The organism is Jannaschia faecimaris (assembly GCF_900107415.1).
Taxonomy (GTDB): Bacteria; Pseudomonadota; Alphaproteobacteria; order Rhodobacterales; family Rhodobacteraceae; genus Jannaschia; species Jannaschia faecimaris.
The window spans coordinates 403,665-426,004 of sequence record NZ_FNPX01000001.1 but is presented as its reverse complement, the minus strand read 5'-3'; the positions used below and the strand labels follow the sequence as shown (position 1 = coordinate 426,004).

General features: G+C 61.6%; 19 protein-coding genes and 1 pseudogene. 12 read left to right on the top strand and 8 right to left on the bottom strand.

Translation table 11 applies throughout. The features are described 5' to 3' along the window. Positions 1–7: 7 nt before the first annotated feature. From BLV27_RS02070 to dctP, 4 genes are all read right to left on the bottom strand, one after another. Entirely contained in the window at positions 8–1,252 is a 1,245-nt protein-coding gene (locus BLV27_RS02070; RefSeq protein WP_092641549.1) for a malonyl-CoA decarboxylase, read from the bottom strand. Next, the gene (locus tag BLV27_RS02065; protein ID WP_092641546.1) at positions 1,249–2,565 is read right to left on the bottom strand and encodes a TRAP transporter large permease; all 1,317 of its coding nucleotides are present in this window, start codon (positions 2,563–2,565) and stop codon (positions 1,249–1,251) included. Before BLV27_RS02065 ends, BLV27_RS02070 begins: the two co-directional genes overlap by 4 nt. After that, entirely contained in the window at positions 2,565–3,113 is a 549-nt protein-coding gene (locus BLV27_RS02060) for a TRAP transporter small permease (protein WP_092641543.1), read from the bottom strand. Before BLV27_RS02060 ends, BLV27_RS02065 begins: the two co-directional genes overlap by 1 nt. A 61-nt stretch (positions 3,114–3,174) precedes the next feature. Then, a complete protein-coding gene (gene dctP / locus BLV27_RS02055; RefSeq protein ID WP_092641540.1) occupies positions 3,175–4,155 on the bottom strand; it encodes a TRAP transporter substrate-binding protein DctP in 981 nt (326 codons plus the stop codon). A 146-nt stretch (positions 4,156–4,301) separates the two neighbouring features. Here dctP and BLV27_RS02050 point away from each other — a divergent pair, with 146 nt between their 5' ends. Beyond that, positions 4,302–4,958, top strand: coding sequence for a GntR family transcriptional regulator (locus BLV27_RS02050; protein WP_092641537.1), 657 nt, complete (start codon positions 4,302–4,304; stop codon positions 4,956–4,958). 192 nt (positions 4,959–5,150) lie between these two features. Beyond that, positions 5,151–5,852: a DUF6639 family protein gene (locus BLV27_RS02045; protein ID WP_092641534.1), complete on the top strand. Its 702-nt coding sequence runs from the start codon at positions 5,151–5,153 to the stop codon at positions 5,850–5,852. 58 nt (positions 5,853–5,910) lie between these two features. Here the strand turns inward: BLV27_RS02045 and betA are convergent, their stop codons facing one another. From betA to betI, 4 genes are all read right to left on the bottom strand, one after another. Then, positions 5,911–7,566, bottom strand: coding sequence for a choline dehydrogenase (gene betA, locus BLV27_RS02040; RefSeq protein ID WP_092641531.1), 1,656 nt, complete (start codon positions 7,564–7,566; stop codon positions 5,911–5,913). Next, positions 7,566–9,026, bottom strand: coding sequence for a betaine-aldehyde dehydrogenase (betB, locus tag BLV27_RS02035; protein WP_092641528.1), 1,461 nt, complete (start codon positions 9,024–9,026; stop codon positions 7,566–7,568). Before betB ends, betA begins: the two co-directional genes overlap by 1 nt. Before the next feature lie 79 nt (positions 9,027–9,105). Further along, positions 9,106–10,614 (bottom strand): choline-sulfatase, encoded by a 1,509-nt coding sequence (gene betC, locus BLV27_RS02030; RefSeq protein WP_092641525.1) that lies wholly within the window; start codon positions 10,612–10,614, stop codon positions 9,106–9,108. Then, positions 10,611–11,183, bottom strand: a complete 573-nt coding sequence (betI, locus tag BLV27_RS02025) for a choline-binding transcriptional repressor BetI (protein ID WP_092641522.1) — start codon at positions 11,181–11,183, stop codon at positions 10,611–10,613. The genes betC and betI overlap by 4 nt, the downstream gene beginning before the upstream one ends. A 111-nt stretch (positions 11,184–11,294) precedes the next feature. Between betI and BLV27_RS02020 the strand changes: the two genes are divergently transcribed. The 10 genes and pseudogenes from BLV27_RS02020 (at position 11,295) to BLV27_RS01980 (ending at position 22,000) form a co-directional block, all read left to right on the top strand. Next, positions 11,295–12,230 (top strand): choline ABC transporter substrate-binding protein, encoded by a 936-nt coding sequence (locus tag BLV27_RS02020; RefSeq protein WP_170831320.1) that lies wholly within the window; start codon positions 11,295–11,297, stop codon positions 12,228–12,230. 78 nt (positions 12,231–12,308) lie between these two features. Beyond that, positions 12,309–13,208, top strand: coding sequence for a choline ABC transporter permease subunit (gene choW, locus BLV27_RS02015; protein ID WP_092641518.1), 900 nt, complete (start codon positions 12,309–12,311; stop codon positions 13,206–13,208). Beyond that, a complete protein-coding gene (locus tag BLV27_RS02010) occupies positions 13,205–13,618 on the top strand; it encodes a GFA family protein (RefSeq protein ID WP_092641514.1) in 414 nt (137 codons plus the stop codon). Before choW ends, BLV27_RS02010 begins: the two co-directional genes overlap by 4 nt. Continuing rightward, positions 13,615–14,631 carry a choline ABC transporter ATP-binding protein gene (gene choV, locus BLV27_RS02005; protein ID WP_092641511.1) on the top strand — a complete coding sequence of 339 codons (1,017 nt, stop codon included), beginning with the start codon at positions 13,615–13,617 and terminating at the stop codon, positions 14,629–14,631. Before BLV27_RS02010 ends, choV begins: the two co-directional genes overlap by 4 nt. 142 nt (positions 14,632–14,773) lie before the next feature. Further along, the gene (gene pseF, locus BLV27_RS02000) at positions 14,774–15,472 is read left to right on the top strand and encodes a pseudaminic acid cytidylyltransferase (RefSeq protein ID WP_092641508.1); all 699 of its coding nucleotides are present in this window, start codon (positions 14,774–14,776) and stop codon (positions 15,470–15,472) included. Between the two features lie 4 nt (positions 15,473–15,476). Beyond that, the gene (gene pseG, locus BLV27_RS01995; protein ID WP_092641505.1) at positions 15,477–17,009 is read left to right on the top strand and encodes a UDP-2,4-diacetamido-2,4,6-trideoxy-beta-L-altropyranose hydrolase; all 1,533 of its coding nucleotides are present in this window, start codon (positions 15,477–15,479) and stop codon (positions 17,007–17,009) included. After that, positions 17,006–18,055, top strand: a complete 1,050-nt coding sequence (pseI, locus tag BLV27_RS01990; RefSeq protein WP_092641501.1) for a pseudaminic acid synthase — start codon at positions 17,006–17,008, stop codon at positions 18,053–18,055. The genes pseG and pseI overlap by 4 nt, the downstream gene beginning before the upstream one ends. After that, positions 18,052–19,515 carry a capsular polysaccharide export protein, LipB/KpsS family gene (locus tag BLV27_RS01985; RefSeq protein ID WP_092641498.1) on the top strand — a complete coding sequence of 488 codons (1,464 nt, stop codon included), beginning with the start codon at positions 18,052–18,054 and terminating at the stop codon, positions 19,513–19,515. The genes pseI and BLV27_RS01985 overlap by 4 nt, the downstream gene beginning before the upstream one ends. Before the next feature lie 73 nt (positions 19,516–19,588). Continuing rightward, positions 19,589–19,804, top strand: a pseudogene (locus BLV27_RS19650) (IS3 family transposase); the annotation flags it as partial. Between the two features lie 216 nt (positions 19,805–20,020). Next, positions 20,021–22,000 carry a hypothetical protein gene (locus BLV27_RS01980; RefSeq protein ID WP_092641494.1) on the top strand — a complete coding sequence of 660 codons (1,980 nt, stop codon included), beginning with the start codon at positions 20,021–20,023 and terminating at the stop codon, positions 21,998–22,000. Positions 22,001–22,340: the final 340 nt, after the last annotated feature.

The window sequence follows — 22,340 nt, the reverse complement described above, 5'->3', positions numbered from 1 at the left end:
GGGCTCCTTAAGTGTCGCTCTTTTCAGACGCGCGGACCAAGGACTTGACCTCAGACGAAGCCGCAATCGTTTTGGCTCCGGTGAAGCGCTCGTGGTTCAGTGCGAGTGCAGAAACGTCGTAGAGGTAATTGACCATCATCCCCAGCGACTGCGACTGCCCGTTGGCGGAGGTGTCGGCCCCGGCGTGCAGCGCGTGGACGCGGGCTCCGTTGCCCAGATGGAACCGCGCCACGGGGTCGAGCGGGAAGCCATCGGGCCGCTTTGCCTGCAACAGGTACCGCGAGGCCAGCGGCAGCAACCGCGCATCCCCCATATCCACCTTCAGCCCCTCGTCCGCCAGCCATTTGGCAAAACCGGGAATCGGCGACAGGGTCACGAATGTCTTCAACCCCGGCAATTCCCGTGAAAGGTCGTCAACCACCTGCTTGATCAAGGAGTTGCCGAATGAAATGCCGGCCAGCCCTGACTGGCAGTTGGAGATGGAGTAGAACACCGCCGTATCTGCCACGGACGCGTCCAGCACCTCGCGCCCGTCAGCCAGTACACTCTGGATCGACCCCGGCACGCCCTTCGTCAGGGCCACTTCCACAAAGATCAGCGGCTCATCCGGCATCGCCGGGTGAAAGAATGCAAAGCAGCGCCGGTCGCTGGGCTGCATCCGGCGGCGCAGGTCGTCCCAGCTGTCGATCGCATGAACCGCTTCATACTGGATGATCTTCTCCAGAATATGCGCGGGGCTTTCCCAATTGATCGGTCGCAAGACAAGGAAGCCCCGGTTAAACCACGATGAGAAGAGGTGCCGGAAATCCACGTCCAGCGCGGCCAACGACGTATCATTTCGCGCCATCTGCAAAAGGTCTGCGCGCATCTCGACAAGGCTGCCGGTGGCCCCTGGTGCCTGGTTCAGGCGGCGAATCAATTCCTGCCGCGCGGGTTCTGCCGCCCCCAGGAAGGCGCGGTAATTGGCACGGGAACGCTTCTCCTCGTAGGCCGACAAGGCTGCGCGCACGGCGTCCGCATCGATGTCCAGCCCGGTGGCCAGATGCGTGAAGAACGCGCGTTTCTCGTCCAGATCCATCACCGCGTACCGGTCCAGGATCTGCCGCGCCAGCGTCATCCCCCGCACCTCGCCATTGGCCCCGATCAACTCCGATACCAGGTCCGCGATGGGCCGGCTGTCCCACTTCGTGGTCGGCGCGAGTCGGGCCGACCTTTCGAACACCGTCGACAGAAGGTCCGCCAGCAAGCTCATATCGCGGGTCCCATCACCATGTCCGGCAACCAGGTCGCGATGCCGGGGAACAGGCACAGCAGCAGAATGGCCAGAACCATGCAGGCCACGAACGGGAGCGACCCCATCAGGATTGTCTTCAGCGGGATATCAGGTGCGATACCATTTATAACATAAAGGTTCAGGCCCACCGGAGGCGAGATCAGACCGATCTCCATGTTGATCGTGAGGATTACCGCGAACCAGATCGGGTCGAAACCCGCCGTCACGATTACTGGCAACAGGATCGGGGCCGCCATCAGGATCACCGCGACCGGCGGCAAGAAGAATCCCGCGATCAACAGGAACACGTTGATCGCCCCCATCAGCCACCACCGGTTCACGTCCAGAGTCCCGATCCACTCGGCGATGGATTGCGTGATGAACAGGCTCGAAAGCATGTAGGAGAACACGCCCGCCGCGGCGATGATGAACAGGATCATCACCGACTCCCGCGTGCTGTCTTTCAGCACGACCCAGAGGTCGCGAGGGTTCCAAAGCTTGTAGATCACCATCGCAATAATCAGGCACAGGAGTGCGCCGACAGCCGCCGTCTCCGAGGGCGTCGCGATACCGCCGTACATGGCGTAGAGCACGCCTAGGATGATGAACAGAAATGGAAGGACACGGGGCAGGATCTCGAACTTCTCGCGCCACGTATAAGTCCCGACGTTCAGAAGGTTCCGGTCGCCGGACCGCGCCGTGGAATAGAGCGACCAAGCCATGAACAGCCCCACAAGCAGCAGGCCCGGAAACACGCCGGCCAGAAAAAGACGCCCGATCGAACTTTCGGTGGCAATACCATAGACGATCATCGTGACCGATGGCGGGATAAGGATACCAAGAGTGCCACCCGCCGCGATGGACCCGGCGGCGACCCCGTCGGGATAGCCCCGCTTGCGCATTTCCGGAATGCCCATCTTACCAATGGCGGCGCAGGTGGCCGGGCTGGAGCCGGACATCGCCGCGAACAGGGCGCACGCACCGAGGTTGGAAATCACGAGGCCACCCGGAACCCGCGTCAGCCAACGCTCCAGCGCTTCGTAAAGGTCTGCCCCCGCCCGGGTCGAGGCGATGGATGAGCCCATGATGATAAACATCGGGATCGCCAGAAGGGCGAAGTTATCCAGTTTGCCAAACAGGATTTCCGGCATCAGTTCCAGCGAACGAACTCCGTCGAAAACGATCAGGAACCCGGCCGACACGATCAGCAGGCCGATGGCGACCGATACCCCCGAAAACAGGACGAGAATGGTACAGAGCGCAACGAGGCCACTGAGAGTAAGCGGATCCATCAGTTGTCCTCCAGTCCGAAGGGTTTATCGATTCCAAGCAGAACGCCGACGAGGTCCGCGATCAACTGCAGGACCAGCAGACCCAGCCCGACCGGGAGCGCCAGGTAAGGAATCCAAAGCCGGACGCCCCAGACCGTGTCCGACTTCCAGCCCCGCTCCCAGGCGAAGTGCCAGAATTCATACCCATACCAGAACATCACCGCGCAGATCGCGATCGACATCACAAGGGTCAGGATGCACAGCAGGAACCGCACCGGGGGAGGCAGCATCAGCGGGATCAGGTCAACGTTTACGTGCCCCCGGAGGAGCTGCACGTAAGGCAGCCCGACCAGCGTCGCCGCGATCACCAGATATACGACCATTTCCGTCTGCCAGATGGTGGAGGCGTTCAGGACGAACCGCACGAAAATCATCTGGCAGGTGATCGCCACCGCAGCGACGATCATCGTGGCGGAACACCACCCGGCCAGCGTCGATATGGCACCGATTGTTTTCAGGAACGGGTTGTTGCCCGCGCGAAATTCGGCGGCTGTCTGGTGTCCGGACATCAGATCGCTCTCATCGTGAAGTGGAAGGGTGGGCCGACGCGCTGCGCCGCCCCAAGTGCGATCAGTCGACCGCCAGCGCCAGGTCCAGAAGGGCCTGCCCGTCCGGCGTCTCCTCGACGAAGCTCGCGTAGGACGTCTGTTGCGCCAGCGCGCGCCAGGCATCGAAGTCTGCCTGAGTCATCTCAGCGATCTCCACACCGGCCTCGCGGAACACATCGACCGAGGCGGCATCTTCCTTCTTGGCTTCTTCCAGGTAAAAGGCCTGGGCCTTTTCGGCACCTGCCAACAAGGCGGCCTGCTGCGCCTCGTTCAGACCCTCGAAGGTCGATTTGTTCATCAGCATCGGCTGATACATGAACCACAAGGCCACGTCGCCAGCGGGCGTGTAGCAAGCCACCTGCTCATAGATGCGGTACGACACGAACGACGAGGACGAGGTGTTCGCCGCATCCAGAACTCCCGTCTGCATCGCATTGTAGATTTCCGAAGACGCCATCGAAGCGATTGAGGCCCCGGCCCCGGCCAGCATCTGCTCGAACGCCTTGCCCGCCGCGCGGGTCTGCAATCCGGCCACGTCTTCTGGATTGGTGATGCAGCCCTCGGTCCCGGCGAATCCGCCAGCCAGGTATCCATGCACCAGGACCATCACGTCATCCTCGGCCATCTTTTCTTCAAGGGCATCCATGAAAGGCGAGGCGTTCAGGCGCGCGGCATGGTCGTGGTTCTTCACCAGACCCGGCATCAGCGTCAGGTTGTACGCCGGCTGCTGTCCCCCCGCATAGGACAGGGGCAAGACCGTCATATCCAACTGACCGCGGCTCAGAGGTGTGTATTGCTCGCGCGCTTTGAACAGCGATTGTGAGCCGAATATCTTAATTTCAAGGTCGACATCTGCGGCGGCAACCTCATCGGCGACCATTTGCGCGACTTGGTTGCGGATGTCCTGATTCGACCACTGGTGCGACAAGCGCAGTTCCTCGGCCCCCGCCGCCCCTGCGGCAAGCGTCAGGATCGCGGCAGTCTGTAGCAATGTCTTCTTCATCTTGTTCGTTCCTCCCTTTGAACCCGAATTCGTCAGGTCTCCATCCCTGTCGTGCCAAACTCATCTCGATTGCATAGTAAGTCAAGCATCTTGTATACAAGGTAATCGTTCTTGCGTTTTTTGAATAGTGCTCTATCGTCCGTTTGATGAGTATCCGAAGCGCCGACAAGATCGCGAATGAACTGGAACATCTTGTTCTAACGGGACAATTATGTAACGGAGAGCGACTGGACGAGATAACGCTGGCCAAGCGGTTCGGCGTTTCCCGGACGCCCGTGCGTGAAGCCATCCAGAAGCTTGCGACCTCGGGTCTCGTCACGCAGGAGCCCCGGCGGGGCGCTTTCGTGCGTCAGCCCGGCCCGGTCGAGCTGCTTGAGATGTTCGAGGTCATGGCCGAGTTGGAGGCCACATGCGGTCGCCTGGCCGCGCTCCGTATATCCGACGACACCTTGGCCCAACTTCAGCTTACAAATGAAAAATCCCAGACTGCCCTCGATCAGGGGAACGTCGATCTCTACTATCGGGAAAATCAGACCTTCCACCACCTGATCTACCATGCCTCCGGGAACGCCTTCCTCGAGTCCGAGACCCTGCGCCTGCACCGCCGCCTCAAACCCTTCCGTCGGCTACAGCTGCGCCTGCGCGGGCGAATGAACCAATCGATGCGCGAACACCGCGAAATCTTGAAGGAACTTGTCGACGGCGACCCAGACCGCGCCGCCGCTGCCCTGCGCGACCATGTCGCCATCCAAGGCGAGAAGTTCCACCACCTGATGGCGAATTCGAAGGACATGCTGCAGTAGCGGGCAATGCAACCTCCGCACCGCACCTCAAGTCACACAGGCATCCGGCACCGCGAAGCAGATCATTTGGGCCAGTGCAATTCCGACTTTGGATACGCAGTCACTGTCGGATCAGGCGATGCTTGACTTTGGTCAACACGGAGACCGTTCGGCACGGTTTAGACTCTGATCAAGGTCGAAAGTGTAGGCACCATGGCATCAATGCAGCAGCAAGGAACGAATTTTCCCGCCGTCGCAGCGTGCCTGCTTCTGCTTGTGTCCCCGGCGAACGCTCAGGAACGCCTGTGCGAAGGCACCGACGTAACGGTCGCCTATAAACAGGACCGCAACGCCGACCTGGCCTGCCGCGCCGTATCGAAGGCGACTGCCTTGTTCAGAGACTGCGGAATACCCGCTTTCACCAGCCCGGTTCACATCGACATCGTCGAGACCCTGCGGCCGGGACATCTGGGCCTCTATCATCGGATCAGGGGCGACATCGCCGTGCTGTCGCCGCACCTGTTGCAGGATCTGTCCCCGCCCGACGGGGCCTTTGCCCATCTGACCAGCGACGCATATTTCCAGAGCATTCTGGTGCACGAACTGGCCCATGCCGCGACGATCAACATGCCCTGCCCGTTCACGGATTGCATCGCCGGGGTCGAGTACATCGCCTACGCAATGCAGGTTCTGTCCCTTGAACCGCAGGCCCAATCCAAGTTCGCGTCATCCGAAGCAATCGACCACCCCGTTGAGGCGGATGAAATAAATCCCATGATTCTCGCTATGGCACCCGACCGGTTTGCCCAGAAGGTATGGGCGCATTTCTCCAGTTTGGAGGACCAGTGCGCATTCATGGCTCGCATCGTCGACGGGGAGATCGTCTTTGACCATGACATCTACTATTACCAGTGACTTTCCGGGCGCGACCGTTGCGACAGCATGCGTGGATCATATCCACCGTCCCGCGCCCTCAACGCTGCGAAGTCGCCCAGTCCGGATTGATCCAGTAATCCGCGTTCGACCGGGCCAGCGAGCGGCCTAGAATGTGATCCGAGGCCTTCTCCCCGGTCATGATCGACGGCCCGTTCAGATTGCCGTTCGTTATGCGCGGGAAGATCGAGCTGTCTGCCACGCGCAACCCTTCCACCCCGATCACGCGGGTCTGGGGGTCGACCACCGACAAGGGATCATCGACCGCGCCCATCTTGCAGGTCCCGCAAGGATGATAGGCGGACTCGACGTGTTCCATGATCGCCGCGTCCAATTCCTCGTCGGTCTGCACGTCTGCACCCGGTTGAATCTCGTTCTTGCGGAACGGGGCAAAGGCTTCCTGCCCGAAAATCTCGCGCGTGAGGCGGATGCAGGTGCGGAAGTCCTCCCAGTCCTGGGGGTCTGACATGTAATTGAAACGGATCTTCGGGGCGTCCAGCGGATCGCCGGATCGCAGTGTGATAGTCCCGCGCGATGCCGAGCGCATCGGACCGACATGCGCCTGAAACCCATGACCTTCGGCTGCGACCTGCCCGTCATAACGCACGGCCAGAGGTAGGAAATGATACTGTATATCAGGATATTGGACGCCAGCGGCGGATCGAATAAAGGCCGCGGACTCAAAGTTGTTCGTGGCCCCCGGCCCCGTCCTGGTGAACAGCCAGCGCGCGCCCACATAGGCCTTGCCCAGCAGGTTCCAGTACTTGAACAGCGTGATAGGCTGGCTTGCGGCCATCTGGATATACATCTCCAAGTGGTCTTGCAGGTTCTGCCCGACCCCCGCGCGATCGGCCCGCACCTCGATCCCATGCTCAGCCAGATGTTTACCCGGCCCGATTCCGGAATGCATGAGCAATTTTGGCGAGTTAATGGAGCTCGCGGAGATGATAACCTCGGCCCGCGCTTGGACGAGTTGCCCCCCCGCCAGCCGCACGCCCGTGGCGCGGCCATCCGTGAACTCAATCTTCTCGGCCAAACCCTTGATCACGTCGCACCGGCCTGTAGCCTTTGCAGGCTTGAGGTAGGCGTTCGCCGCCGACCAGCGCTGACCGCGATATACGGTCTGCTCCATCGGGCCGAAACCTTCCTGCTGCCGACCATTATAATCGTCGGTGACCTGGTAGCCGGCCTGCGCGCCTGCATCGACGAAGGCTTGATACAGCGGGTTTTGCCGCGTCCCACGGGACACATGCAGCGGCCCATCGGTTCCCCGCCGGGCGGGATCACCACCGTGCCCGCCGTCATGCCAGGTTTCCATCCGCTTGAAATAGGGAAGAACGTCAGCGTAGGACCAACCCGCCGCCCCGCTCTTCTCCCAGTGTTCGTAGTCCATGGCGTGCCCGCGCACATAGACCATGCCGTTGATGCTGCTGGATCCGCCAAGGACCTTGCCCCGCGGCGTCGCCAAGACACGCCCACCCAGATGCGGCTCGGGCTCCGACCGGAAACCCCAGTCATAGCGGGACATGTTCATCGGAAAAGACAGCGCGCCCGGCATCTGGATCAGCGGGCCAATATCGGATCCACCGAACTCGATCACCAGGACCGATTTCCCCGCCTCGGCCAGTCGATAGGCAATCGCGCACCCGGCGCTGCCAGCACCGACGATGACGTAGTCTGCGATGGTGGTCGTCATCAGAATGCAGCCTCGACCTTGGACATTCCGACGTAGATCGTCTGCGCCTCGGTGTAATGATCCATCGCCATGCGCGCGTTTTCCCGCCCGATGCCCGACGCCTTGCTGCCACCGAAGGGCATGCCCGCGGGGGTCAGGTTGTACTGGTTGATCCAGACGGTTCCCGCCTCGAAAGCGGTGGCAACGCGGTGGGCGCGGGCCAGATCGCGGGTAAATACCCCGGCAGAGAGACCATATTCCGTCGCGTTGGCACGGGCGACGGCCTCCGCCTCGTCCTTGAACGTCAGGACGGACATGACCGGGCCGAAAATCTCCTCGCGCACGCAGGTCATGTCATCCGTCAGACCTGTCAGAACGGTCGGCTCGATCCAGAACCCCTCACGATCAAGCCTTGTGCCACCGATGGCGATGGTCGCGCCTTCACTTCGGGCGGTGTCCAGATGGCGCAGCACGATGTCCGTCTGCGCCAAGGTCGTCATGGGTCCGAAGTTAGTTTCTTCATCCAGTGGATCGCCCAGTTTCGCGGTGGCGATCCGGTCGTTCAGGCGCTTCAGGAACTCTTCAACGACACCCTCCTGGACAAAAACCCGCGTCCCGTTCGAACAGATCTGACCGGAGGAATAGAAATTCCCGTTGATAGCACCGGACACCGCATCGTCGATATCGGCATCCTCGAACACCAGGATCGGAGATTTTCCGCCCAGTTCCATCGTAACGTGCTTCATCGTGGACGAAGCCGCTGCCGCCACCTTGCGCCCCGTGGGGGCCGATCCGGTCAGGGAGACCTTGGAGACACGCGCATCCCCGGTCAGCGTGGCCCCCACGTCGCCAAGCCCCTGCACCACATTGAACAGGCCCGCGGGCAGCCCCGCCTCATGGAGGATCTCGGCGACCTTCAAAGCGCAGAGCGGCGTGGACTCCGACGGCTTGAAGACCATGGCGTTGCCCGTGGCCAAGGCGGGTGCACCTTTCCAACAGGCGATCTGGGTCGGGTAATTCCACGCCCCGATCCCGACACAGACACCCAGCGGCTTGCGCACGGTATAGGCCCAATCGCCACCGAACTGCATCGACAGTCCGGTCATGTCAGCCGCCAACCCGCCGAAGTACTCAAGGGCATCCGCGCCCGAAGTGGCATCGGCAACAAGTGTCTCTTGCAGAGGTTTTCCGGTGTCCAAAGTCTCTAACACGGACAATTCGTGATTCCTTTCCCGCATGATCGCGGCGGCCCGGCGCAGCACGCGCCCGCGCTCGACCGGCTCCATGGCGGCCCACGCGGCCTGGGCCCGCGCGGCGGATGCGATGGCCTGCTCCACAATCGCATGCGTCGCGGCATGGACCGTCGCGATGGTCTCTCCGGTAGCCGCATAGATCACGGGGATGGGCACGCCGGCATCATCCTCGACATAGGCTCCGTCGATAAAGTGGCTGGCCGTCGGTTGGGCATTTGTTCGGGTCATGTCTGTCTCCTGTCCGAAGGGCGCGCGACCCTTCTTCTTTGCTTGAAATCTCTTGCGCGGTTTGGGCGGCCTCTACCGGTCATTCGCCCTGCGGAAAGCGTTGGTTTTCTTCGAGGGTGTTCAGGTCCATGTGGTTGCGCATGTACCGCTCGGACGCGACGCGCAGGGGCTGGTAATCCCACGGGTAATATCCGCCCTTCCGCAGTGCCTCATAGACGACCCAGCGGCGGGCCTGGCTCTCGCGCACCTCGGCATCGAAGCGCGCCAGGTCCCAACGCGAGTCGGCCTCTGCGCGAAACCGGGCAAGGGTTTCGGCATGGGCCGGATCATCCGCCAGGTTGGTTAACTCATACGGGTCGGCGGCCAGATCGAACAACTGCTCGGGATCAAGCACGCAGCGAGCGTATTTCCATTGATCCTGTCGCAACGCCACCAGCGGCGCGTATGACCCCTCCGCCGCATATTCCATCGCAACGGGGCTGGTGCGCGCCTCACCACGGCACAGCGGCAGCAGGCTCTCCCCCGTGGTCCAGGGTTCAACCTCGGTGATGTCGACGCCCGCCAAGTCACACAGGGTCGGGCAAACGTCTATGTTCGAAACCGGCGTCTCGACAAGGCCGGGCTCGATGCCCGGCGCGGCGAGCATCATCGGAACGCGGGCGGACCCTTCGAGGAAGGACATCTTGTACCAAAGCCCCCGCTCCCCCAGCATATCGCCATGGTCCGACACGAACAGGATCACAGCCTCCTGACCGGTGTCGTGGAGCACTTTCAGGATCTCGCCGATTTTCGAGTCTAAATAAGAGATATTGGCGAAATAGGCGCGGCGCGACCGGCAGATATCTTCCTCGGTCACATCGAAGTTGCCACGGTCATTGGCATCGAGAAGGCGCTGGGAATGCGGGTCGTGATCTTCGTAAGCCATCTCGCCCACGACGGGCATCAGGTGTGCGCAATCTTCGTAGAGATCCCAGAATTCGCGCCGCGCGACGTAAGGGTCGTGCGGATGCGTAAAACTGACTGTCAGGCACCACGGGCGCGGGTCATGACCGCGCGCATAATCGTAGAGCTTCATTTTCGCGTGGTGGCAAACCTCGTCGTCGTATTCCATTTGGTTGGTGATCTCGGCCACGCCGGACCCGGTGACCGACCCCATGTTGTGATACCACCAGTCGATGCGCTCGCCCGGTTTGCGGTAATCCGGGGTCCAGCCGAAGTCGGCAGGGTAGATGTCGGTGGTCAGACGCTCCTCGAACCCGTGCATTTGATCGGGACCGACGAAATGCATCTTGCCCGACAGACAGGTCTGCCATCCTGCACGGCGCAGGTGATGGGCGTAAGTCGGGATGTCGGAGGCGAATTCAGCCGCGTTATCATAGACGCGTGTGCGTGACGGCAGCAGGCCCGACATGAAGCTGGCCCGGCCCGGCGCGCACAGCGGGCTGGCGGTATAGCAATTGCTGAACCGGCGCGACTTCGCCGCCAGCGCCTTGAGGTTGGGCGCGTGCAACCAGTCGGCGGGACCGTCGGGAAACAGCGTACCGTTCAACTGATCCACCATGATTACCAGGATGTTCGGATTGGTCATCGGGCAAGCCCCCGTTCGATGTAGTCGAGCACCAGCCCGACGGATATGTCGGTTGCCAGTTCCGTCCGACGCAGCGCCTGGCGCATGTAGAGCCCGTCGATCAGTGCACCGATCCCTTCAGCCAGGCCTTCGGGGTCGGACGTGAGCGGGCGCAGCGCATGCACAAGATTGGAGCGCAATCGCGCGTGATAGATGTGCAGCAGGCGGCGCGCGTCGGGATCGCGGTGGGCTTGCACATAGAAATTCAGCCACGCCGCCACGACCTCGGCGTCGAAGTTTGCGGGGCCGAAACTTGCGCGGACAATGGCCTCCAGTCGCGCATGCGGTGATTCCGCCCCAGAGACCGCCTTGCGCGCTTCGGTGGCGAAGTCCGACAGGATGCGGCGCATCGCGGCCAGAAGCATCCGTTCCTTGGAGCCAAAGTAGTGATGCGCCAATGCCGGCGACATGCCCGCCCGCTTGGCGATCCGCGCGACGGTGATGTCGCGGGCACCCGAAACTGCGATCTCCGCGATGGTCGCGCGGACAAGGGCTTCGCGACGTTGGGGTTCCATTCCGATGCGTGGCACGACACTCTCTCCGGGCTGACCGTTGCATAACGACGGCCCTTGGGTTTTAATTGACTCGTCAATCAACAAAACGCCTGAGCGTTGAAACGTCAATATCTGGGAGTGACTCTTATGATCCGTACGCTGACCGCCGCCTCGATCCTTGCCCTTACGGCCGGAACGGCCTTTGCCGACGGCCACGCCGCAGCCTGTGGCGAAGTGACCTTCGCCGACGTGGGCTGGACCGACATCACCGCGACCACGGCCGCCACGACCACGATCCTGTCTGCGCTGGGCTATGACACCGATGTGAAGGTCCTGTCGGTGCCGATCACCTATACCTCGATGGCCGAAGGCGACATCGACGTCTTCCTTGGCAACTGGATGCCGACGATGGAAGCCGACATCGCCCCCTACCGCGAAGCGGGCACCGTCGACACCCTGCGCGCCAACCTGGAAGGCGCGAAATACACCTTGGCCGTCAACAAGGCCGCGCAAGACCTGGGAATTGCGACCTTCGCCGACATCGCCACCCACGCCGATGCGCTTGACGCCAAGATCTTCGGGATCGAGCCGGGCAACGACGGGAACCGCCTGATCCAGTCGATGATCGACGACAATGCCTTCGACCTGGGCGATTTCGAAGTCGTCGAATCATCCGAGCAGGGGATGCTGGCGCAGGTGGACCGCCTGTCCAAGCGCGACGAGCCGATCGTCTTCCTGGGGTGGGAGCCGCACCCGATGAACGCCAACTTCGACATGGGTTATCTTGAGGGCGGCGATGACTTCTTCGGCCCGAACCTGGGCGGTGCGACAGTCTATACCAACACGCGCTCGGGCTACGCCGAGGAATGCGCCAATGTCGGCGCGCTGCTCGCCAATCTTGAGTTCAGCCTGGCGATGGAGAACGAGATCATGGGCGCGATCCTAAACGACGGCACCGACCCCGAAGAGGCCGCCGCAACATGGCTGAAGGCCAACATGAGCGTGCTGGATGGTTGGCTTGATGGTGTGACCACGCTGGACGGTGGCGATGCCAAGGCGGCTGTCGAAGCCGCGTTGCAGTAATGCTCGTTGGTCTTCGCTGAAGACCTCCGGAAGAGCCTTTGACCAAGGCTCTTCCTTTCCAAATAAAGGGGGGCGGGCATGGACTGGCTGACCGACAACAAGATTCCGCTGGGCAAATGGGCTGCTTCGGGCTTCGACTGGCTTCAGGATGTTGGTCAGCCCTTCTTCGACGGACTTGCCCTGGTGATGGAAGCGATGATTTCCGTCATCCTCGCCATATTGCAGGATCCGCCGAACACCGGCTGGATCCGCGACGTCGGCCGCAACGAGGAAGTCTATCTCTACAATCCCGACTTTCACCCGCTCATCATCATCGCAGGCTTCATCGCCCTGACATGGGCCCTGCATCGCAGCTGGAAACTCTGTCTTTTCATCGGCCTCGGATTTCTGTTCATCCTCAATCAGGACTATTGGGAAGAAACGACCGAAAGCCTGACGCTGGTCTTGTCGGCCTGCGTGGTCTGCATGGCGATCGGCGTGCCCATCGGCATCGCGGCGGCGCATCGGCCCCGGCTCTACGCCTGGATGCGGCCGGTGCTGGATTTGATGCAGACATTGCCGACCTTCGTCTACCTCATTCCCGCGATCGTGTTCTTCGGTATCGGCATGGTACCCGGCCTGATCGCCACGGTGATCTTCGTGCTGCCCGCGCCGATCCGGCTGACGCACCTGGGCATTTCCTCTACCCCCAAAAGCCTGACCGAGGCCGCGCAGGCCTTCGGGGCCACCAATTCGCAGACCTTGTGGAAGGTCGAACTTCCCTATGCCCTGCCGCAGATCATGGCCGGGTTGAACCAGACGATCATGCTGTCGCTGTCGATGGTGGTGATCGCCGCCCTTGTGGGGGCCGATGGACTGGGCGTGCCGGTGGTACGTGCGCTTAACCAGGTCAACACGGCTCTGGGGTTCGAAAGTGGGTTCATCATCGTCGTGGTCGCCATCATGCTGGACCGGATGCTGCGCATGGAGCGGAAATGAAAACCGACGGAGCCTGCCATTGCGGCGCGGTCCGCTTCACCGTGCATCTGACCGACGGGCTGGCGACGGCGCGCCGGTGCACCTGTTCGTATTGCACGATGCGGGGGGGTGTCGCGGTTTCGGCGCAGCTGGATGACATCGTGTTCAGCCAGGGTGAGGACAACCTGACCCGCTACACTTTCAACACGCACACCGCGCAGCATTTCTTCTGCAAGACATGCGGCATCTACACCCACCACCAACGCCGCTCGAACCCGGAGCAATATGGGGTGAACCTCGCTTGCCTGGAAAATCATACTCCATTCCTGACCTCCGTCGACGTCCTGGATGGTAAGAGCCACCCCAGCGATACCGGCACCCCCCGCGTCGCGGGCGTGCTGCGCTACGCGCCGAACGAGGACACCGAATGACCAAGCCCGCCGTTGAGTTCGACAAGGTCTCCATTGTCTTCGGGGAAAACCCCCAAAGCGCCCTGCCCCTGATGGACGAAGGAAAATCCCGCCCCGAAGTACAGGAGGCTACGGGTCAGGTGCTCGGCGTCCACGATTGCTCCCTCACCGTCGAGGAGGGCGAAATCCTGGTTCTGATGGGCTTGTCAGGCTCGGGCAAATCGACCCTATTGCGGGCGGTGAACGGCTTGAACCCGGTCGTACGCGGCGAGGTGCGGATCAACAACGGCGACCACATGGCCAGCGTGACCCATGCAAAGCCCGCCGATCTGCGGCGGCTGCGCCAAAGCCGGGTCGCGATGGTTTTCCAGCAGTTCGGCCTTCTGCCCTGGCGGCGCGTCCGCGAGAATGTCGGCTTGGGGCTGGAACTGGCCGGGGTGTCAGCGGCGGAACGGACCAAGGCTGTGGATCGTCAGCTGGAACTGGTCGGCCTGACCGACTGGGCCGACCGGCGCGTCGGAGAACTGTCGGGCGGGATGCAACAGCGTGTGGGGCTGGCCCGTGCCTTCGCGACGGACGCACCGATCCTGCTGATGGACGAGCCGTTCTCGGCGCTCGACCCGCTGATCCGCACGCGGTTGCAGGACGAGTTGCTGGAATTGCAGGACAGGTTGCAGCGCACGATTGTCTTCGTCAGCCACGATCTGGACGAGGCGTTCAAGCTGGGGGGTCGGATCGCCATCATGGAAGGCGGGCGCATCATCCAATGCGGCACCCCGGCCGACATTTTCAACAACCCGGTCAACGAATATGTCGCCGACTTCGTGGCCCATATGAATCCGCTGGGCGTGCTGACGGCGGCTGACGCAATGGTCGAAGGCGTCGGCGTGGGCGACAGCATCCCCGCATCGATGCCGGTAAAGGACCTGATCCAGCTCTGCGCCAAGCGCGACGGCCCGATCCCGGTGGAACGCAACGGCCACGTCGTCGGTATCGTCAGCCGGCAGGCATTGCTTGCGCGGTTGGGGCGCTAGGGGGGCGCTGCCCCCGTCGGTCGGGGCCGGCTCCCCGGAGTACTTGGAAAACGGAGACAGGAACGGTCACCCCTTGCGAGGTACGGCCCCGGGCAGGTAGCCCTGACGTCAAGTCCCGACCCGGCCAGGGAGGCCAGACCGAATGCGCGACCCATCCGAAGGCCCCGTCCTGATCCTGCCTGCGCGCGGCGGCTCCAAGCGCATTCCGCGCAAGAACGTCCGCCCCTTTGCCGGTCGGCCCGCCATCGGCTGGCCCATCGCGGCGGCGCAAGACAGTAACCTGTTCGACCGGATCGTGGTTACCACCGATGACGCGGAGATCGCCAAGGTAGCGCGGGCCTGCGGGGCAGAAGTGCCATTCCTGCGCGCCGACGACCTGTCGGACGACCACGCTGGCACGACCGAGGTGATCCGCGACGCGGTGACGCGACTGGGTCTGCCCGTAACAACTCCGGTTTGTTGTCTCTATCCCACGGCGTTCTTCGTGACAGGCGACGACCTGAAGGCCGGTTTCGCGGCCTTGGGCCGCGGCGCGACTTGGGCACTGAGCCTTGGCAAATATCGCACCCCGATTCAGCGTGCCTACCGCCAGGACGGGACGCGCGTGGCCGCCTTCGACGCGGCGCAGATGCCCAAGCGATCGCAGGATCTGGAGGAGGCCTTTTTCGACGCGGGGCAATTCTATTGGGCGCGCGCGGCGACTTGGACCGACCCGGAAGCGCGGATCTGGGACGGGGCGGCGGCGGTCGTCCTGCCCGACGATCGCTGCATCGACGTGGACACGCCGGACGACTGGGCGCGGGCGGAACGATTGGCCGGCCTGATGGGGCTGGGGGACTGACGCGATGCGCGTGCTGATCCGGGTGGACGGCGATCGGCGTATCGGCGGCGGGCACGTCATGCGCTGCCTGACGTTGGCGGATGCATTGACAAACACGGGGCATCGGGTCGAATTCGTGATGGCCGATGCGTCGGATGGGATGGCAGATCGGGTCCGCAGCGCGGGATTCGAGGTGCACTCCCTGCCCGTTTCGACTGTCGCGTCGGCCAATGCCCCGCCCCATGCCGCCTGGCGGCGCGTCGACCCGGAGGTGGACGGCATGACCACCGGCAAGATTGCCGCCCGAACCGGTGCGGATTGGCTGATCTGGGATCATTATGGCCTTGACGCCGATTGGGTTGCGCAGGTGCGGGGCAAAGCCCCCGACATCCGCGTCCTCGCCATCGACGATCTGGACGACAGGGAATTGGCGTCAGACCTGTTGTTGGATCAGACTCGGCTTGCCGGCGAGCTGAAATTCGGCGCAGCGGCCGTGTTGCGGGGCCCGGGCTATGCGCTCCTTCGCCCGGAATTCGCCACTCTGAGGGACATCGCCCTGACCCGGCGCGGCGGGCCGGTGCGCAGGGTCCTGGTCACACCCGGCATGATGGATGCCGCCGGGCTGGCCCCACTTGTTTTGGACGCGCTGAAGGATTTCGACGATCTTGAGGTGGAGGTCGTCATGTCAGCGGACGCGCAAAGCGCTGAAGCGGTGCGTGACCACCAGCGCCCCGGCGTGACCCTGACGCTGGATGCAATCGACATGGGGGAACGAATGGTCGCGGCCGATCTTTGCGTCGGTGCGGGGGGAATGACGTCGTGGGAACGGTGTTGCCTGGGCCTTCCGACAGTGACGGTCACGGTAGCGGACAACCAGCGCGACGCGGTGGCGGGCTTGGCAGAGGCCGGGGCCATCGTGCCACTGTCATTGGAGGCCGCGCGCGATCCGCCAACCCTGCGCCACGCCATCCAGGAAGGGATCGACCGCGCCGGAGATATGTCGCGCAAAGCGGCCAAACTGTGCGACGGACGCGGGGCCGGCCGGGTAGTATGCGCGTTGGAAGCGCGATTGCGGCCCCTGACTCTGAACGATGCGGAAATGATGATGAGCTGGCGCAATCAGCCACGGATCGTTGCCGTCACCAGCAGCCAGGCCCCCGTCACCGCGGAAGGCCACATTCCCTGGCTGACACAGGAGCTGACCCGCGATGACGCGCGCTGGTGCGTTTGGCAGGAGGGGGGGCGCGATGTGGGCATCTGCGGGGCCAGCGGCGGGCCGGATGGCTGGACCTGGTCGTTCTACCTTGGCGACGAAGACGCGCCACAGGGGGCCGGCGGACGCATGTGCGGCGCTTTCCTGCGCCTTCTTGCCGAGACACCGGGGGCCGAAACGATCCGCGCGACCGTCCGGCACGAGAACACCACCTCCCTTCGCCTGCATCGCCGGTTAGGATTTGCCGAGGTGCCATCCGATGATCCGTCGGTTCTGGCCTTCGCGTTGAAGACATGGGAAGTCAGACAGCGACTTCGCCTGCCGCAAAGGGGACCGGACACATGACGGACTATGCCATCGCGGGCCGCGCCATTGGGCCGGACCACAGCCCCTACATCATCGCGGAACTCTCGGGGAACCATAACGGCGACCTGAACCGCGCGCTGGCGCTGGTGGATGCCGCCGCCGATACCGGCGCGGACGCCGTCAAATTGCAGACATATACCGCCGACACGATCACCCTTGACGTGGACCGCCCCGAGTTTCGGATCAACGGCGGGCCATGGGACGGGCGCACGCTGCACGACCTCTACCAAGAAGCTTCGACGCCCTGGGACTGGCACGAGGCGTTGTTCGCCCGCGCACGGGTTCACGGCTTGCAGTGTTTTTCCTCGCCGTTTGATCCGACGGCGGTGGATTTCCTACATGGCCTTGGTGTGCCAGCCTACAAGATCGCCTCATTCGAGCTGGTGGACACGCCCTTGATCGAGAAAGCCGCCTCCAAGGGCCTGCCCCTGATCATGTCGACGGGCATTGCGAATTACGCCGAGATCGAGCGCGCCTGCGCCGCCGCACGCAAGGGCGGGGCGGACGGGTTCGCATTGCTGCACTGTATCTCGGCCTATCCGGCGGCCCCGGAAACTATGCGTCTGCAAACCATCGAGGCGCTGGGCGCGGCATTTGGCGTGCCAATCGGGCTGTCGGATCACACGCTGGGATCGGCGGTCTCGGTCGCGGCCATCGCGCGCGGGGCCTGCATTATCGAGAAGCACCTGACGCTCCGGCGATCCGACGGCGGCCCGGACGCCGAATTCTCGTTGGAGCCGGGTGAGTTCAAATCGCTGGTCGATGACTGCCGGATGGCGCACGCAGCCCTTGGCCCGCCGCAGTACGACCGAAAAGGCGTGGGCGGTGCCAACGCGCAGTTCCGCCGCTCGCTCTATGTGGTGCGCGACGTGGCTGCCGGGGCAGCCCTGACTGAAGATGACGTGCGCTCGGTCCGCCCCGGCAACGGCTTAGCCCCGCACCATCTTCCCGAGGTCCTGGGCCGCGTGACCACGCGCGCCCTGTCACGCGGCGAGCCGTTGGCCTGGTCGATGGTGGGACCATGACGATGCGCCTGATGGTCGTATCTACGGCGACGAACACCGATGCCATCCTTGAGAAATTAGTTTGCAAAAACAAAGATATAAAAATCGCGCTGCACATGGGGCATGTTACGGCCGACATTAAGGCGTCCGCCATTACACGAATGAATACGCGGCAAGGCGGCAAAGGACACTTGTTTGCCAAACAGCGCTGGACTGGGGCAGGACAAGCCTTGATTGAGTCGCCTGACTTCCTCGACCAGATGGAAACCTTTATAGACCATTTACACCGCCGTTCAGACATCAACGCGCACAAAAATCACCCCCTGCGAACAATGCAGGACTACGTGGATTACTATCACATTTTGGCCGACGTGATCGGACAGGCTTTGATCGACAAGGGGATCACGCACTGTTTGTTCTTCAACGTGCCGCACCTGACCTATGACACTATCGTCTTCCAGATGGCCAAGGTCTTGGACATCCCCTGCACCATCGTCACGGAATCGCTGTTTCCCGATCGCTTCTTTTCCTTGCGTGATCCGCATGAGTTTGGGCGGTTTCCGCCCGATCTAACGGCAAAGCCTTTCGCGATTGAGCAAGGATCCAGACCTGACCTGTTTTATATGCAAGGTATCAAGCAGGAACCTGAGGCAGGTGGCAGGCCTACGTTGAAGGGCATGGCGCAAATCGCGACGTTTCTTGCCCTTAAGCGGCCCCTCAAAGCTCTGAACCCCGCCTACCTGTGGCGGCTGACCAAGGATGTCAGTCGTATCTACGGTGGCTTGCCAAAATGGCGCGATCCCTTCGCGAAGTTCTTCCACGAGGACGCGCTGGAGTACTTCGACCACTTGACCTCCTTCGAGGATCAGGTTTTGAACCTGGACGGCGACTTCGTCTATTTCCCACTGCAGCTACAGCCCGAGATGACCACGAGCAGCCTTGGCGGTCGCTTCCGCGATCAGGCCCACGCCATCGAGACACTGGCCGACATGCTGCCCAAAGGGGTGCGCATCCTGGTCAAGGAAAATCCCAAACAGGGAAGCTACATGCGCGGGCCGATGTTCTTCCACCGCCTGGGGCGCATCGCCTCGGTGACCCTCCTGCCCAGTTGGGCCGACACCCATGCCCTGACCGCAAAGGCCCGGTTCGTCGCCAGCATCACCGGCACCGTCGGGTGGGAGGCCATACGGCAAGGCACCCCGGCTCTGGTCTTCGGGTCGGCCTGGTATCGCGGGTTGCCGGGGGTGCATCACATCGAGGACGCGCCGACCTACGAGGCGATCCGCGACACGCAAATCGACCACTATGCCCTGCAACAGGCCGTGGGTGCGCTGCTGGCTCGCAGCCATCGCGGCTTGGTAGACAGACATTACGTCAAAATGATCAAGGACTTCGACGAAGAAGTCTCGACAGCGCAAACCGCTAAAATAATCGGGGGTCTACTTAAGGGTTCGGTGCCGCTGACCTTTCCAGGCCACTAGGTGTTTGATCCTATGGTTTGATCCCTTCTCATGAATGTAGGGAAGTGACATGGGACAAATTCGACACGGAAGCATCCTGCTGGAAAACTACTTCCTCCCAGGCAATCTGGAAGCCAGCATCGAGCGCTTCGTCGATGGCTACAATCACCACGGCTACCACGAGAGCCTCGGCAATCTCACACCGGCTGACGTCTACTTCGAACATGGCAAGTCAATTGCGCTCGAACTCGAAAGGATCATGCAAAAGACGATCAAACAACGCTGTTTGCAACACCGCAAACGCGCCGCTTACACTAACCCAACCAACGAGCCGATCCCTCCGCTAAATCATGCGGCCACGAGTCCTAAATACCCTGACGACGGACAACCCCTACAGATTGTCACTGAGCGTCAATCAACCCACGATCAGCTGTCAGCTCCTTGTTGTCTACAATCAAGGTGATACGGTGAACGATGACAGGACTTAGAACCTTATCCAGTTTTTCGCGCTATAAGGGGAGTCGACATGCCGGCGAGCAAAGTCTTTGATTCGACTGCCCTGACTGCTCAAAATAATTTAGAGGCTGCTATGATGACGCAAACGCTGGGGACAATCTTCGCGTTGACCTTGGTGGTTTGCGGCGCGTCATATGTGGTTGGACTGCGTGAACTGCTAGGATCTGACAGCTTTGCGATTCCGGCACTGACGTATTTTCGCAGCATCTTGGTTGCGTTTGCGTTTGTATTGTGCGGCTTTGCTTTTGGCGGGCCGCATACAGTCAAAAGTGTTGCCGCAATCCTGCTTATGCTACTTGGCCTTGCCTATATACCTGCATCGTTGCGCTTCAGTTTTGAAATTGTGGCGATCATCATAAGTGTCCGTGGCCTTGTCAGGTTATTCGGCGAAGCGGCGAAGTTGCCCAAGACCCATATCGCAAGTGTCGTTACCCTCGCGTTTGCCGTATCTGCCTCATTGGCACTGATCAATCTGCGCCTGAACTATTCGGTGCCAGTCGCGCTGGAAACGTCACTTGCCGGGCTGTCGCACCATGACACGCTGTTTCACGCAGCAATCGCGCAGAACTTGCTGCACGCTCAGGTCGCGAGCATCGGGGCGGATGGATTGGTTCCGATTGCCTATCATGTGTTTAGCCATCGCGTGATAGGGGGTTTCACGGCGTTGCTGGGAACAGAGATGTTACATGGATATGCGATCTTCATGTCCATTGTCGCAATTCCCGTGCTGCTTGGATTGTTGTTGCAGACCGCCGCCCAACTGCACCGACCGGCAACAATTCACTTGGGCGCAACGGCGGCCATGTTCAGTGTCCTGGGGTGGCTGGCATTCGGTGGCGCGCTGATGTGGCATTCGTATTACGTCTCGGAATCCTATACGCTGTCGCTTTGGATGGCGTTGTTGGCAGTGCTCCTGCTGCAACAACTGGTTGACCCTGCTGATCAGGCTTTGCCCCGACAAGGTTTGCTGATCGTGCTTTTGGCGGCCACAGTGGCCTTGGCTACATTAAGTAAAGTTTCCGTTGGAGCTGTTTTGGCGTGTGCTGTGGCCATGGGCATTCTGGTTGCGGGACGGCTGCAACCACTGGCATGGGCCGCTAGCATTCTGGCTGGTTTATTACCTACGGTTGCGATTTACCTTATCTATCCTGTTGCTACGCCGGACAAAGCGGCGATGATCAAACCATTCGCCTTTCTGCAAGAACATATGGAACCGGCAATTTACGCGTTGCTGTTTGCTTTGGTCCTGACCTGTTTGGCGTATCGGCATTTCCCCCGGGACCATGGCGCACGCACCCTCACGTTGGCTTTGGGAACTGGCATGTGGGCAGGACTAGTGGCCAGTTATTTGATCAACACGGCCGGAGGGGCGCAATATTACTTCTCGGACCCCGGAAGTTGGCTGGGGCTGATGCTGGTTCCCGTGCTGGGGCTGGTGCCGAAATGGCTGACACGCCGCGGGGCCTTCGGCCAGTTTGGGATCGTGGCGGCTTTTATTGCCGTCATGATGTTCCTGCATGACAACAAATTGCGCGGCCTTGACCGGCTGGAGGGATATCAAACGGCACTTGCAAGCCTGCCTGTAGCGACATCGCTTGGCGAACGCGCGGTCCAACACACGGCCCCTGGACGAGCGCTTCTTGCAAGCCGTGATCACGCGAGGGAGATCGATGCCATTGTGCTGGATGGCGCGCATGAGGCTTTTTGGAATAGCCAAAAGGTCTGTTGGGCGACTATTTTCTTACTGCCCGCACTTGTGGGAAAGCCCATGCTGCAAGGGATCGTGCCCGATGAGCAGAACTGCGAGATCACGCCGTATTACGGGCTGGCCGATTATGACCTGCATGCAGGTCGCGCACCGACCGATTTGGCCAATGAGGCGCTTTGCGCTACAGCACAGGTGCGCGGAATGACGCGTCTGCTTGTCATTTCCGCCGACGCGCAATGGATCGAAACGTGCGCGGACCAGAGCGGTCCCAGCTTACGTTGACTCGACTTTGGAGGCCTCTGGGGGGACGATTTCTGGTTCATCCTGTTCAGGAGGATAAGATCATGACTAAGCCGCTGTCGGCTGAAATTCGCAACCGCTTCCGGCGACTTCTTGAGGAAGGCTTGTCTGGTCCCGAGGCTGGTCTCCGGTTGATGATATCGGCGGCGTCAGCGTCGCGCTTAGCGCGGAAGATACGGCAAGGTGTCAGCCTCGCCCCCCGCATCGAACCCACGCAAGTCCGGGCACCGTCGACTGGCCCCTTTTCACACGTTCCTGATCGATTTAGTCGAGCAGGACCCGAACATCACGCTGAAAGAGTTGCCGGGTGCACTGGAGCATG

What these genes read in the sequence shown, in the direction of transcription:
- BLV27_RS02070 (WP_092641549.1), bottom strand. Translation starts at nt 1,252, where the DNA reads ATGAGCTTGCTGGCGGACCTTCTGTCGACGGTGTTCGAAAGGTCGGCC.
- BLV27_RS02065 (WP_092641546.1), bottom strand. Translation starts at nt 2,565, where the DNA reads ATGGATCCGCTTACTCTCAGTGGCCTCGTTGCGCTCTGTACCATTCTC.
- BLV27_RS02060 (WP_092641543.1), bottom strand. Translation starts at nt 3,113, where the DNA reads ATGTCCGGACACCAGACAGCCGCCGAATTTCGCGCGGGCAACAACCCG.
- dctP (WP_092641540.1), bottom strand. Translation starts at nt 4,155, where the DNA reads ATGAAGAAGACATTGCTACAGACTGCCGCGATCCTGACGCTTGCCGCA.
- BLV27_RS02050 (WP_092641537.1), top strand. Translation starts at nt 4,302, where the DNA reads ATGAGTATCCGAAGCGCCGACAAGATCGCGAATGAACTGGAACATCTT.
- BLV27_RS02045 (WP_092641534.1), top strand. Translation starts at nt 5,151, where the DNA reads ATGGCATCAATGCAGCAGCAAGGAACGAATTTTCCCGCCGTCGCAGCG.
- betA (WP_092641531.1), bottom strand. Translation starts at nt 7,566, where the DNA reads ATGACGACCACCATCGCAGACTACGTCATCGTCGGTGCTGGCAGCGCC.
- betB (WP_092641528.1), bottom strand. Translation starts at nt 9,026, where the DNA reads ATGACCCGAACAAATGCCCAACCGACGGCCAGCCACTTTATCGACGGA.
- betC (WP_092641525.1), bottom strand. Translation starts at nt 10,614, where the DNA reads ATGACCAATCCGAACATCCTGGTAATCATGGTGGATCAGTTGAACGGT.
- BLV27_RS02020 (WP_170831320.1), top strand. Translation starts at nt 11,295, where the DNA reads ATGATCCGTACGCTGACCGCCGCCTCGATCCTTGCCCTTACGGCCGGA.
- choW (WP_092641518.1), top strand. Translation starts at nt 12,309, where the DNA reads ATGGACTGGCTGACCGACAACAAGATTCCGCTGGGCAAATGGGCTGCT.
- BLV27_RS02010 (WP_092641514.1), top strand. Translation starts at nt 13,205, where the DNA reads ATGAAAACCGACGGAGCCTGCCATTGCGGCGCGGTCCGCTTCACCGTG.
- choV (WP_092641511.1), top strand. Translation starts at nt 13,615, where the DNA reads ATGACCAAGCCCGCCGTTGAGTTCGACAAGGTCTCCATTGTCTTCGGG.
- pseF (WP_092641508.1), top strand. Translation starts at nt 14,774, where the DNA reads ATGCGCGACCCATCCGAAGGCCCCGTCCTGATCCTGCCTGCGCGCGGC.
- pseG (WP_092641505.1), top strand. Translation starts at nt 15,477, where the DNA reads ATGCGCGTGCTGATCCGGGTGGACGGCGATCGGCGTATCGGCGGCGGG.
- pseI (WP_092641501.1), top strand. Translation starts at nt 17,006, where the DNA reads ATGACGGACTATGCCATCGCGGGCCGCGCCATTGGGCCGGACCACAGC.
- BLV27_RS01985 (WP_092641498.1), top strand. Translation starts at nt 18,052, where the DNA reads ATGACGATGCGCCTGATGGTCGTATCTACGGCGACGAACACCGATGCC.
- BLV27_RS01980 (WP_092641494.1), top strand. Translation starts at nt 20,021, where the DNA reads ATGCCGGCGAGCAAAGTCTTTGATTCGACTGCCCTGACTGCTCAAAAT.